General features: G+C 33.9%; 13 protein-coding genes. All 13 read left to right on the top strand.

The window, feature by feature from the left end:
- The first annotated feature begins 26 nt into the window (after positions 1–26).
- The 13 genes from rnc (at position 27) to CN514_RS01750 (ending at position 12,772) form a co-directional block, all read left to right on the top strand.
- Positions 27–770, top strand: a complete 744-nt coding sequence (gene rnc, locus CN514_RS01810; RefSeq protein WP_098231114.1) for a ribonuclease III — start codon at positions 27–29, stop codon at positions 768–770.
- Between the two features lie 242 nt (positions 771–1,012).
- A complete protein-coding gene (gene smc, locus CN514_RS01805) occupies positions 1,013–4,585 on the top strand; it encodes a chromosome segregation protein SMC (protein ID WP_098231113.1) in 3,573 nt (1,190 codons plus the stop codon).
- A 14-nt stretch (positions 4,586–4,599) separates the two neighbouring features.
- Positions 4,600–5,592: a signal recognition particle-docking protein FtsY gene (gene ftsY, locus CN514_RS01800; protein WP_098231112.1), complete on the top strand. Its 993-nt coding sequence runs from the start codon at positions 4,600–4,602 to the stop codon at positions 5,590–5,592.
- A 340-nt stretch (positions 5,593–5,932) separates the two neighbouring features.
- On the top strand, positions 5,933–6,265 hold the full coding sequence (locus CN514_RS01795) for a putative DNA-binding protein (protein WP_098231138.1): 333 nt from the start codon (positions 5,933–5,935) through the stop codon (positions 6,263–6,265).
- A gap of 16 nt (positions 6,266–6,281) precedes the next feature.
- On the top strand, positions 6,282–7,625 hold the full coding sequence (gene ffh / locus CN514_RS01790) for a signal recognition particle protein (RefSeq protein ID WP_098231111.1): 1,344 nt from the start codon (positions 6,282–6,284) through the stop codon (positions 7,623–7,625).
- Between the two features lie 135 nt (positions 7,626–7,760).
- Complete coding sequence (gene rpsP / locus CN514_RS01785; RefSeq protein WP_025569022.1) at positions 7,761–8,033, top strand: 30S ribosomal protein S16; 273 nt, start codon at positions 7,761–7,763, stop codon at positions 8,031–8,033.
- A 14-nt stretch (positions 8,034–8,047) separates the two neighbouring features.
- On the top strand, positions 8,048–8,275 hold the full coding sequence (locus tag CN514_RS01780) for a KH domain-containing protein (RefSeq protein ID WP_025569023.1): 228 nt from the start codon (positions 8,048–8,050) through the stop codon (positions 8,273–8,275).
- A 269-nt stretch (positions 8,276–8,544) separates the two neighbouring features.
- Entirely contained in the window at positions 8,545–9,060 is a 516-nt protein-coding gene (rimM, locus tag CN514_RS01775; RefSeq protein WP_098231110.1) for a ribosome maturation factor RimM, read from the top strand.
- Positions 9,060–9,806, top strand: coding sequence for a tRNA (guanosine(37)-N1)-methyltransferase TrmD (gene trmD, locus CN514_RS01770; RefSeq protein WP_098231137.1), 747 nt, complete (start codon positions 9,060–9,062; stop codon positions 9,804–9,806). The genes rimM and trmD overlap by 1 nt, the downstream gene beginning before the upstream one ends.
- A 130-nt stretch (positions 9,807–9,936) precedes the next feature.
- Positions 9,937–10,281 carry a 50S ribosomal protein L19 gene (gene rplS, locus CN514_RS01765; RefSeq protein ID WP_025569026.1) on the top strand — a complete coding sequence of 115 codons (345 nt, stop codon included), beginning with the start codon at positions 9,937–9,939 and terminating at the stop codon, positions 10,279–10,281.
- A 154-nt stretch (positions 10,282–10,435) separates the two neighbouring features.
- Positions 10,436–10,990 carry a signal peptidase I gene (lepB, locus tag CN514_RS01760; RefSeq protein WP_025569027.1) on the top strand — a complete coding sequence of 185 codons (555 nt, stop codon included), beginning with the start codon at positions 10,436–10,438 and terminating at the stop codon, positions 10,988–10,990.
- Between the two features lie 45 nt (positions 10,991–11,035).
- Positions 11,036–11,935 (top strand): ribosome biogenesis GTPase YlqF, encoded by a 900-nt coding sequence (gene ylqF, locus CN514_RS01755; RefSeq protein WP_098231109.1) that lies wholly within the window; start codon positions 11,036–11,038, stop codon positions 11,933–11,935.
- A 72-nt stretch (positions 11,936–12,007) separates the two neighbouring features.
- Positions 12,008–12,772: a ribonuclease HII gene (locus CN514_RS01750; RefSeq protein WP_098231108.1), complete on the top strand. Its 765-nt coding sequence runs from the start codon at positions 12,008–12,010 to the stop codon at positions 12,770–12,772.
- Positions 12,773–12,907: the final 135 nt, after the last annotated feature.

Genomic DNA, 12,907 nt, shown 5'->3' with positions numbered 1-12,907 from the left:
AAACTGCTTTTTAGTTGGAGGTAAATATGCCGCATTCAAGAAGAGTAAGAGAATTTAAACTTTCTGATGTTGAAAAAGAAAACTTTATAAAATTTCAAAAACAAATAAATATTATGTTTAATAATGAGAGCTTGCTAATTCAAGCGTTTACACATTCATCCTATGTGAATGAGCATCGTAAAAAACCATATGAAGATAATGAGAGATTAGAATATTTAGGGGATGCTGTTTTAGAGCTTACCGTTTCACAATATTTATTTCAAAAATATATTACAATGAGTGAAGGCGAGTTAACAAAATTACGTGCCGCAATCGTTTGTGAACCATCACTTGTGAAATTTGCGAATGAATTAGATTTTGGTCAATATATATTACTTGGTCGCGGAGAAGAGATGACAGGTGGTCGAACACGTCCAGCACTACTTGCGGATGTTTTTGAAGCATTCATTGGATCATTATATTTGGACCAAGGTTTACAAACAGTTATTAACTTCTTATCTCTTCATATATTCCCAAAAATAAACGATGGTGCTTTTTCGCATGTGATGGATTTTAAAAGTCAATTACAAGAGTTTGTACAAAGAGACTCCACAGGTTCAATTGAGTATAAAATACTTCAAGAAAAAGGACCAGCTCATAACCGAGAATTTGTTTCAAAAGTATTATTAAATGGTGAAACATTAGGAATCGGTAGTGGTAGATCTAAAAAAGAAGCAGAGCAACAAGCAGCTAAAGAAGCATTATTAAAATTAAAAGAGTCAAGTAAATAGATAAACTAGAAAATCTAGTAGAAACTTGTCAATTAAACGAACAAACTTGATTTTTAGACTGATTGCAAGCGCTTGACTCTCGAGGGTTGAAGCCTGGTGAGGTGCTTAAGTTACCATGGGCGGTAAAGAGCACCGTTAGACAGGTGAAGCAACGAAAAAAACGAGCGTTTGGCGGGCAGTCTGCTCCCCCTTTTATGGGGGAGTTTTTGTGTATATAATTAAATCAAAAAGGGGGAATTCAGTTGTTCCTCAAACGACTAGATATAATTGGATTTAAATCATTCGCTCAGCGAGTTACGATAGATTTTGTAAAAGGTGTTACAGCAGTTGTAGGACCAAATGGAAGTGGTAAAAGTAATATTACAGATGCCATTAGATGGGTACTAGGTGAACAGTCAGTCAAATCATTACGAGGAGCAAAGATGGAGGATATCATTTTTGCTGGTAGTGACGGAAGAAAGCCTTTAAATTATGCAGAAGTTACGCTGACTTTAGACAATGAAGATCAACAATTACCACTTGAGTATAGTGAAATAAGTGTAACTAGACGTGTTTACCGTTCTGGAGATAGTGATTTTTATATTAATAAACAATCTTGTCGGTTAAAAGATATTGTTGATTTATTTATGGATTCTGGACTTGGAAGAGAGGCATTCTCTATTATTTCTCAAGGGAAGGTTGAAGAAATATTAAGCAGTAAGCCAGAAGAACGAAGAGGAATTTTTGAAGAAGCAGCAGGAGTATTAAAATATAAAAACCGAAAGAAAAAGGCAGAAGCAAAATTATTCGAAACGCAAGAAAACTTAAATCGAGTTGATGATATTTTATTTGAATTAAGTTCCCAAATTGAACCATTAAGAATGCAAGCTTCAATTGCAAAAGAATACATAGAACATAGGGATGAGCTAGAAAAGGTTGAAGCAGCTCTCTTAGTATACGAAATTGAATCGCTTCACCAGAAATGGGAAGAGCTTAAACTAGAAATTGCCCAAAACTCTGATTTAGAGATTGCGTTATCGACTGAGATTTCGACTGAAGAATCAAAACAACACGAAATACAAGAGAAATTAAATGCATTAGATGAATCAATCGATCAATTGCAGCAAGTTTTATTAACCGTTACGAAAAACTTGGAAAAATATGAAGGTCAGAAAGAGCTAATGAAGGAGCGAAAAAGAAATACTTCAACTCAATCTGAACAATTAAGAAAACAAGTTGATGAAGTTACTGAACAAATAAACGAGACGGCTAAATTAATCGAAGCGGAAAAAGAGCAAGAAAAACTTTCTCGTCAAAATGTAAACAAAACAAAAACAATTATTGTTGAGATCCAAAATGAGATTACATCTTATGAGGGTGATATTGAAGAACAGATCGAATTAATAAAATCTGACTATATTGAGCTTTTAAATAATCAAGCATCGATTAAAAATGAAAAAACGATGCTTGAAAAGCAAAGCCAACAATATTCTGTAAAATCGAGTCGATTAGATTTAGAAAATGAAAAATACATTCGTCAAAGAGAGCAATTACAGAGTAGAAAAACTGAATTGCTTAATGAGAAAGAACAATTTGATATAACATTTAAAGAGTTAAATGAAAAATTTGAAACCCTGAATAAGCAGCATGATGAAACTTCAACCGTTTTAAAGGAAAAAGAAGAATTACTAAATAAAGCTTATCAGTTTATTCAGCAAACAAAATCAAGAAAAGAAACACTTGAAGAACTTCAAGAAGATTTTGCTGGTTTTAATCAAGGTGTTAAAGAAATTTTGAAAGCAAGGGGCACAAGACTAGTAGGTATTAAAGGTGCAATTGCTGAACTAATTACAACAAACAAACAATACGAAATTGCGATTGAAATTGCACTAGGTGCAGCTACACAACAAATTGTTGTTGAAAATGACGAACATGCGAGAAAATCAATTCAATTTTTAAAGCAACAACGATTAGGCCGAGCTACATTTTTACCAATGAATATTGTTAAAGCTCGTTTTGTACCTGCTAATGTTATTGAAGGATTAAAAAGAAATCCTTCCTTTATTGGGGTTGCATCATCACTTGTTAGTTATTCAAGCGAGTATGAGCAAGTGATCCAAAACTTACTTGGATCTGTTTTAATCGCACAAGATTTAAAAGGTGCTAATGAACTGGCTAAACTCGTTGGACATCGCTATCGCTTTGTCACGCTTGAAGGTGATGTAGTTAATCCTGGTGGAGCGATGACTGGTGGAGCCGTTCGAACAACGAATTCTTCACTTATAGGAAGACAGCGAGAATTAGAAGAAATCACCATAAAGCTAAAGGATATGCAAGAAAAGACGAACTTGCTAGAGAATGAGGTTCAAACGCTTAAAGTGACAAATCTAGAAAGTTCTACTAAAGCTCAAACGTTACATGATGATATTCAAAAGGTTAAACAAATAATTGTTTCAATTATGGAGCAACTAAAAAGTATCGAATTTGAAGAAAAAAATATAAACGATGCTTTAGCAATTTATGATTTAGAAATGGGAAGTTCAGCAAGTGATTTATTAAAGGTTAAAGATCGTCTAGAAGAATTATCATCGTTAGATGCTAATGTGAAAAATGAAATTATTTCAAAAGAACAGAAGATCAATGAATTAACTGAACGGAAACTAAATCAAAAGGAAATTAAAGATGAATTGCAATCGAAGTTAACTAGTCTGAAAATTTCTCTAGCACAAGAAGAGCAAAAGTTAAGTTATAGTAATGAAAGAATTCGCCAGTTTGAAGAAAATTCTATAAAACAAAAACAGATTCTTGAAGAAACGAAGGAAAAAATAATCTTCTTATCAAGTGAACTTATGACGAATGAAAATGGTAAGGAAGAGCTCGAGAAAATAATTTCTGATACTCGAATTGAATTTTCAAAGACGACGGAAATTATTTCGAAACGCCGAGAGCAACGTATTGCTTTTCAAACTGAGCTAGAAGATTATGTTCAATCATTACGTGAAAAGCAGCGTCAATATAAGTCACTCTCTGATTTACTAAAACAGCAAGAAGTAAATAGTAATCGACTTGATGTAGAGCTTGAAAATCGTCTTGAACAACTAAGTGTAAAGTATATGACTACTTATGAAGCGGCAAAAATGAAATATACGCTAGAAATGACAGTTGATGATGCAAGGAAACGAGTTAAACTATTAAAGCGTTCAATTGAGGAATTAGGTACTGTTAATATTGGTGCAATCGATGAGTATGATCGTGTGTCAGAACGTCATGATTTTCTTCAAGAACAAAGAACTGATTTAAATGAAGCAAAAATCACACTTTACAATGTAATTAGTGAGATGGATGAAGAAATGACAAAACGTTTTGAAACAAGTTTTAGTGCAATTCGTGAAAAATTCCAAGTCGTCTTTACTCAATTGTTTGGTGGAGGAAGAGCTGATTTAGTTCTAACAGATGAGGAAAATTTATTGTTAACAGGTGTGGATATTGTTGCACAGCCACCAGGTAAAAAGCTTCAAAATTTAGGCTTATTATCAGGAGGGGAACGAGCACTTACGGCAATCGCACTACTTTTTGCAATTTTACAAGTACGTCCAGTACCTTTCTGTGTACTTGATGAGGTTGAAGCTGCACTAGATGAGGCCAATGTAGCTCGATTTGCAAAATTCTTAAAATATTTTAGTGAGCAAACTCAATTTATTGTTATTACACACCGTAAAGGTACGATGGAAGAATGTGATGTATTATACGGTGTTACAATGCAAGAATATGGCGTTTCTACGCTAGTATCAGTTCGTTTGGATGAAGGCGAAGCATTATTATCGAATGGTAATTAGAAAGGATTGAAATTATGAGCTTTTTTAAGAAATTAAAAGAAACAATCTCAAAGCAAACGGAGTCAGTGACTCAAAAATTTAAATCTGGATTAGAGAAATCTAGAAATAACCTGACAGAAGGGTTAAACGATTTATTTGCTAGATACCGTAAAGTAGATGAAGATTTTTTTGAAGAACTTGAAGAAATTCTAATTATGGCTGATGTTGGTGTAAACACAGTAATGGAATTAGTAGAGGACTTGAAATTTGAAGTTAAGCGAAAAAATATTCAAGATCCAAAAGGTGTACAAGAGGTTATTTCAGAAAAATTAGTTGAATTGTATAAAGGTGATGATTCAACTGATGATTCATTTGAGTTAAATTTAAATCCTGATGGTTTAACAGTTGTTTTATTCGTTGGTGTTAACGGAGTAGGAAAAACAACTTCAATTGGTAAAATCGCTCATAAACTAAAAACTGAAGGCAAAAAAGTACTACTTGCTGCTGGTGACACATTTAGAGCTGGAGCAATTGAACAGTTAGAAGTATGGGGTCAACGTGTTGGTGTAGATACAATTAAACAAGGTGAAGGATCAGATCCAGCTGCAGTAATGTATGATGCCGTTCAAGCTGCAAAAGCTCGTAAAGTCGATGTTTTACTTTGTGACACAGCAGGCCGCCTACAAAATAAAGTAAACTTAATGAAAGAACTTGAAAAAGTACGTAATGTCATTGCTAGAGAAGTACCTGATGCACCACATGAAGTTTTACTAGTAATTGATGCAACAACCGGCCAAAATGGTCTTGTTCAAGCAAAAACATTCTCCGAAGCTACAAATGTTTCTGGTATCGTCTTAACGAAACTAGATGGAACGGCTAAAGGTGGTATTGTTTTAGCAATCCGAAACGAACTAAAAGTACCTGTTAAATTCGTCGGCCTTGGAGAACAAATGGACGACCTACAACCATTCCAAGCTGAACAATTTGTATATGGCCTATTTGGAGATTTAATGAATAAAGAAGCATAATTTAAAAATTAAGAAATGACGTGGATATGTTTTATATTGAAAGACATATCCACCTTTTTTTAAATTATGTCCAATAGCGAGATTAGTAAGACCATGGAATGAACGCATGGAGGGCCCGTAAAAAGCTTGCACTCCACAGTGGAAATTAATTAACAAATAACGTGAGTTTCGAATTTGCTATCGTTAAGAGAATTAGGATAAAAGTTCAATTTAATTTTGTTGTTTTGATTTTAATTAATCGTCAAGTAAAAAACTTGACAGATATTTGTGTATTAGGTAAACTAGCATATGTAAAGGCAATTCACTTAACAAAGGAGTGATAGTTGTGGCAGATCATACAATGTTAGATAAGACGATGAGAATCAATTATCTATATGATTTTTATCATTCTCTTTTAACTCCTAAACAACAAAGCTATATGTCATTATATTACTTGGATGACTATTCTTTAGGTGAGATTGCGGAAGAGTTTAACATTAGTAGACAGGCGGTTTATGATAATATAAAACGTACTGAAGCGATGTTAGAAGAATATGAAGAGAAATTATTACTTCTAAAAAAATTTCAACAACGAAATGAACTTTTAAATCATTTGAAAACTTATACTAAAAAAGGTAAAGTTGTAGATGACGAGTTTCTTCGAGTAATCGACGCGTTAGAGAAATTAGAATAATAAGGAGGACGGTTTTATGGCATTTGAAGGATTAGCCGACCGACTTCAAAAGACATTACAAAAGGTTCGAGGCAAAGGTAAAGTATCTGAATCTGATGTCAAGGAAATGATGAGAGAAGTTCGTCTTGCTTTACTAGAGGCGGATGTTAACTTTAAAGTTGTTAAAGATTTTGTGAAACGTGTTTCTGAACGAGCTGTAGGACAAGAAGTATTACAAAGCTTAACGCCGGGTCAACATGTTGTAAAGGTAGTTCAAGAAGAACTAACGGCATTAATGGGTGGAGAACAAAGTAAAATTGCTGTTTCTAATCGCCCGCCGACTGTTATTATGATGGTTGGTTTACAAGGTGCTGGTAAAACAACAACGACTGGTAAATTAGCGAATTTACTTCGAAAAAAGTACAATCGTAAGCCGCTATTAGTTGCAGCAGATATTTACCGTCCTGCCGCGATTAAACAGCTTCAAACATTAGGTAAACAATTAGATTTGCCAGTATTTACATTAGGAGATCAAGTAAGTCCGGTTGAAATTGCGAAACAAGCGATTCAACATGCTAAGGATGAGCATCATGACTATGTCCTAATTGATACTGCAGGTCGTTTACATATTGACGAAGGTTTAATGGAAGAACTTGCACAAATTAAAGAACTTTCAAAACCCGAAGAAATCTTCCTAGTTGTTGATGCAATGACTGGACAAGATGCAGTCAATGTGGCACAAAGCTTTAATGATCAATTAGGTTTAACTGGAGTCGTATTGACGAAGCTTGATGGCGATACTCGTGGTGGTGCAGCATTATCAATTCGTGCAGTTACAAATACTCCAATTAAATTTGTTGGACTTGGTGAAAAACTAGATGCAATTGAGCCGTTCCATCCAGAACGAATGGCATCCCGTATTCTAGGAATGGGTGATGTGCTTACTTTAATTGAAAAAGCACAAGAAAACGTAGACCAAGAAAAAGCAAAAGAAATGGAACAAAAATTAAGAAATGCATCTTTTACTTTAGATGATTTCTTAGACCAACTTTCTCAAGTTAAAAAAATGGGACCACTTGGTGATATTTTAAAAATGATGCCAGGTGCAAACAAAATTAAAGGATTGAATGATCTGCAAATTGACGATAAACAAATCGCTCATGTAGAGGCAATTATTCAATCGATGACAAAGCAGGAAAAGCTTACACCAGATATTATTAACTCAAGTCGCAGAAAGCGAATAGCTAAAGGTTCTGGTCGCCCTGTACAAGAAATAAACCGTTTATTAAAACAGTTTGAAGAAATGAAAAAAATGATGAAAATGATGGGTGGCATGCAAAAAGGGAAGAAGAAAGGTTTTAAATTTCCGGGCTTATTCTAACCTATTTGTATAATTTTCCAGCATTTAAACATCATTTAATAAAAAATTATGCTGTTAAGAAATTTTACTTTACAAACAGTATTGGTTTTTGATAATATATAAATCGTTGTAAATATTTTCGGAGGTGCTTTAAAAATGGCAGTTAAAATTCGTTTAAAACGTATGGGAGCTAAAAAATCTCCTTTTTACCGTGTAGTAGTAGCAGACGCTCGTTCTCCTCGTGATGGACGTTTCATCGAGGAAATTGGAACTTACAATCCAGTTGCTCAACCAGCTGAAATCAAAATTAACGAAGAAGCAGCATTAAAATGGTTAGGAACAGGTGCTAAACCATCTGATACAGTTCGTAACTTATTCTCTAAAGCTGGTATCTTAGAGAAATTCCACAACGCTCGCAACGGCAAGTAATTATGGAAAAAAAGATGAATACACTCATAAATGCAATTGTTTCAAGTCTTGTAGATCATCCAGAGGATATTTCACTTCAAGTTAAAGAAGATGAGAACAATCTATTCTTTCATTTACAGGTAAATCCTGAAGATGCTGGTAGAGTGATTGGCAAACATGGTAAAATTGCTAAAGCGATTCGTACGGTTGTATATGCAGCAAGTAATGAACACGCAAAACGTATTCACTTAGATATTCAGTAATGTAAAACGGTCCTTGGCTATAGCTAAGGGCCGTTTTCAACATTACAGAGATTTACGGGAAAGCCCGATATATTGTGGTAGTCCCTATTTTTGAATAGAGGTAAGTCGTTTGAGCAAGAGGTAGCTTTTGATTGCTTTAATGACTTTAAGATATGCTATACTTAGTATTAGACAACCTGTTTAACCATTGAAGTCTCATGTAGACATATATACAATCTAAATGGTCAAACTAATAATGAACATAGAAACTTTAATATAGAGGTAAAAGAATGAAAAAATATTTAAATGTCGGAAAAATTGTAAATACACATGGAGTTCGTGGAGAGGTTCGTGTTATTTCAAGAACTGATTTTCCAGAAAAACGTTACGTAAAAGGCAATACATTATATTTCTTTAAAGAAAACGAATCGACACCAATTGAATTAATCGTAACAAGTCACCGTGTACATAAAAATTTTGATTTACTTACATTTGAAGGATATGAGTCTTTAAACTCCGTTGAACCACTTAAAAATGGGATTTTAAAGATTACTGAAGATCAATTACACGAGCTAGATAAAAATGAGTACTATTATCATGAAATTATTGGTTGTGTTGTTGAGACAATTGATGGAGAAGAAATCGGAAAAATAAAAGAAATATTATCTCCAGGTGCAAATGATGTTTGGGTTATTCAAAGGAAAGGTCAAAAAGATGCCCTTATTCCTTACATCGAGCAAATTGTAAAAGAAATAGATGTAGTGAATAAAAAAATTAAAATCGAATTAATGGAAGGTCTATTATGATGAAATTAGACTTTTTAACTCTTTTTCCAGAAATGTTTGAAGGAGTTTTAAATTCTTCTATTTTAAAAAAAGCACAAGAAAAAGAGGCTGTTAAGTTTCGCTGTGTAAATTTTAGAGATTTCTCTACGAATAAACATTCGAATGTTGATGACTATCCATATGGTGGTGGTGCTGGTATGGTACTAGCTCCACAGCCGATTTTTGATGCTGTTGATGAATTAGTATCAAAAAGTGAAAATAAGCCGAGAGTAGTCCTTCTATGCCCTCAAGGAGAGCGATTTAATCAACGTAAAGCTGAAGAGCTTGCAAAAGAGGAACACTTAATCTTTGTTTGTGGACATTATGAAGGCTATGATGAACGAATTCGAGAACATGTAGTGACGGATGAAATCTCAATTGGAGATTATGTATTAACAGGTGGAGAACTTGGCGCTATGGTCATTGCTGATAGCGTTGTTCGTTTATTACCTGGGGTACTTGGTAATACTACTTCAAAAATTGAAGATTCATTTAGTACAGGATTATTAGAGCATCCGCATTACACGAGACCTGCCGAATTTAGAGGACATAAAGTACCAGATGTTTTATTATCAGGAAACCATGCGAAAATCGAAGAATGGCGAACAAAACAATCTTTTAAACGTACGATAACGCGCCGTCCAGATTTACTCGAAAACTACTCTCTTTCTGAAAAAGAGTCAAAATGGATGGATCAAGTAAAAGAAGAATTAAAACAAGAAAACTAGTTGCGTGTACTAATAGAATATGTTAATATAACTTGTGGCTTGAGTAAATACTTAAGCCTTTATTCTCGGTGTTCCGCTGCGAGTCACTAAATCTTGTAAGAGCATCGGTTGGAAAAGGAGAGCATACATTATGCAAAATTTAATCAACGAAATTACAAAAGAACAACTAAGAACTGACTTACCAGCATTCCGTCCTGGTGATACTGTACGAGTTCACGTTAAAGTTGTTGAGGGTACTCGTGAGCGTATCCAATTATTCGAAGGTGTAGTTATTAAACGTCGTGGTGGCGGAATTAGCGAAACTTTCACAGTTCGTAAAATTTCTTACGGAGTTGGTGTTGAACGTACGTTCCCAATTCACACTCCAAAAATTGCTAAATTAGACGTTGTTCGTCGCGGTAAAGTACGTCGTGCTAAACTTTACTACCTACGTGCACTTACTGGTAAAAAAGCAAGAATTAAAGAACTTCGATAGTCTTTTGAAAGGAGCTTGTATTAAACAAGCTCCTTTTTTTCCAATATTTGTAGATTATGGATATAATAAAAAGTAAAATAGAATACATAAATAAAGTTATTAACTTAACTGGTTAAAACTGCAAAACGTATGGTTATAAAATGGAGGGATTAGGTTGAAAGAAAGCAATAGTGGTGGAATTTGGGAATTAGTTAAAACAATTTTTATTGCGCTTGTACTTGCACTTGGTATTCGAACATTCCTTTTTACACCGGTTTTAGTTGACGGGATCTCAATGATGCCAACACTACAGGATCAAAGTAGAATGATTGTAAATAAGATCGTATACAAACTACATGAACCTAGACGTTTTGATATTGTAGTCTTCCATGCTACAAAGGAAAAAGATTATATTAAACGAGTTATTGGATTACCTGGTGACACGGTAGAATATAAAAATGATGTCCTATATGTTAATGGTAAACCGTATAAAGAACCATATTTGAACGAATATAAAAAAGAAACGACAGATGGTCCTCTAACTGAAGACTTTAAGTTAGAAGAGATTACTGGTAGAAAAACTGTACCTAAAGGACAAGTATTCGTTTTAGGTGATAATCGTCGATTAAGTAAAGATAGTCGTATTATCGGAACAGTTAGTCAAAAAGAAATTTTAGGCCGAGCAAGTTTTGTTTTTTGGCCGTTATCTGAGGTTGAAATGGCGAAATAAAAGCCAAATTAATCTTGATTATTCAATGTATAAGAAGGTGGCAACATGACGATACAATGGTTTCCTGGCCATATGGCAAAAGCTAGAAGACAAGTTACTGAAAAACTTTCATTAATTGATGTTGTAATTGAATTAGCGGATGCAAGGGTACCTGCTGCTTCTAGAAATCCAATGATCGATGAAATAATTTCAAATAAACCAAGATTGCTTTTATTAAATAAAGCAGATTTAGCAGATCCAAGAATTACTCAGCAATGGTTAGCACATTATGAAAAACAAGGCGTAATGGCAATTGCTATTGATGCAGCATCTGGACAAGGGTTAAAAGCGATTATTTCTTCCTGTGAAATACTTGTAAAAGAGAAATTTGATAAAATGAGATCAAAAGGGATCAAACCTCGTGCAATTCGAGCGTTAATTGTTGGAATCCCGAATGTTGGAAAATCAACTTTAATCAATAAGCTCGCACGAAAAAATATTGCTAAAACTGGTGACCGTCCTGGCGTAACGCAAGCACAGCAATGGATAAAAGTAGGGAAAGAAATTGAACTACTTGATACACCGGGTATATTATGGCCTAAATTTGAAGATCAACTTGTAGGTCTTCGTTTAGCAACTACAGGAGCAATAAAAGATAGTATCATTAACCTACAAGAAGTAATGATTTATGCGATTAAATATTTAAGAAAGTTTTATCCAACTGTATTAAAAGAAAGATATGACATGAATGAGGAAGTTTTATTTTCTGAAGAAGTCGTTGATATTTTTGATCATATTGGTAAGAAGCGTGGATTACTTATGTCAGGTGGAATTATAGATTATGATAAAACATCTGATTTATTTTTACGTGAGCTAAGAGCTGGGAAATTAGGAAGATTAACTTTCGAAAATCCATCAATGCTTGAAGTAACTGATGAAATAGTAGAAGAAAGTGCGCAAGAATAAGCGTACTTTCTTCTTTTTTAATGAAATTTTAAGGTTCAAACTTAAACGTATGTAAAAAAGGAGTTCTAAAGTATGTCCCTGAAAATAGATGAAATAAAAAATATACTAAGTGAATTAACTGACCCAACGAATGAACTCTTAAAAGAATTTGAAAGTGATCAAAGAATTGGTGTGCAAAAGCTAGTAGCTAAATGGTATAAAGAACAAGAAAAAAGAGATTTAGCTAGGGAGAAATTCCTTAAAATGATGGAATATGAACAGAATCTTTATAGCCAAAATATAAAGTTAATTGCAGGAGTAGATGAAGTTGGTAGAGGTCCATTAGCTGGTCCTGTTGTAGCAGCGGCAGTAATTTTAGCGGAAAATACTGAGCTAATTGGATTAGATGATTCCAAAAAATTATCTAAAGAAAAACGACAGTATTTCGTAAAGCGGATCAAGGAAGAGGCAATTACTTATGGGGTTGGTATGGCCAGCTCAACAGAAATAGATGAAATCAATATTTATGAAGCGACTAAATTAGCGATGAGACGTGCGATCGAACAACTTACTCATTCACCTGAACATTTATTAATTGATGCAATGAAACTTCCGCTGGATATTTCTCAAACATCAATCATTAAAGGCGATGCAACAAGTATCAGCATAGCAGCTGCATCTGTACTTGCAAAAGAAACCAGAGATTCTTTAATGTGCGAACTTAGTATAAAGCATCCAAACTATGGATTTGAAAAGCATATGGGATATGGAACAAAGGAACATTTAAAAGCGATCGACGAGCATGGAATTATTAATGAACATAGAAGATCCTTTGCACCAATCAAAGAAAAAGTTTGATTGTAAAAATAATTGGAAATTAGATTACATCAATTTACTGAAGTGGTCTAAAATAGAATAGATTAACGACTTTTAAAATTACATAAAATTTTAAGTTTGTATAAAGCAGATAAATGAATCGAAATGATGTAAAGC

This window comes from Bacillus sp. AFS001701, from assembly GCF_002559405.1.
In the GTDB taxonomy this organism is placed as follows: Bacteria; Bacillota; Bacilli; order Bacillales; family Bacillaceae_G; genus Gottfriedia.
The sequence above is the reverse complement of the archived record's forward strand: the minus strand, read 5'-3'. Positions and strand labels throughout refer to the sequence as shown.

Bases quoted from the DNA above. Each gene is read 5' to 3' on its own strand.
- ftsY (WP_098231112.1), top strand. From the start codon at position 4,600: ATGAGCTTTTTTAAGAAATTAAAAGAAACAATCTCAAAGCAAACGGAG.
- rimM (WP_098231110.1), top strand. From the start codon at position 8,545: ATGAAAAAATATTTAAATGTCGGAAAAATTGTAAATACACATGGAGTT.
- rpsP (WP_025569022.1), top strand. From the start codon at position 7,761: ATGGCAGTTAAAATTCGTTTAAAACGTATGGGAGCTAAAAAATCTCCT.
- CN514_RS01750 (WP_098231108.1), top strand. From the start codon at position 12,008: ATGTCCCTGAAAATAGATGAAATAAAAAATATACTAAGTGAATTAACT.
- ylqF (WP_098231109.1), top strand. From the start codon at position 11,036: ATGACGATACAATGGTTTCCTGGCCATATGGCAAAAGCTAGAAGACAA.
- CN514_RS01795 (WP_098231138.1), top strand. From the start codon at position 5,933: ATGTTAGATAAGACGATGAGAATCAATTATCTATATGATTTTTATCAT.
- trmD (WP_098231137.1), top strand. From the start codon at position 9,060: ATGAAATTAGACTTTTTAACTCTTTTTCCAGAAATGTTTGAAGGAGTT.
- CN514_RS01780 (WP_025569023.1), top strand. From the start codon at position 8,048: ATGAATACACTCATAAATGCAATTGTTTCAAGTCTTGTAGATCATCCA.
- rnc (WP_098231114.1), top strand. From the start codon at position 27: ATGCCGCATTCAAGAAGAGTAAGAGAATTTAAACTTTCTGATGTTGAA.
- ffh (WP_098231111.1), top strand. From the start codon at position 6,282: ATGGCATTTGAAGGATTAGCCGACCGACTTCAAAAGACATTACAAAAG.
- rplS (WP_025569026.1), top strand. From the start codon at position 9,937: ATGCAAAATTTAATCAACGAAATTACAAAAGAACAACTAAGAACTGAC.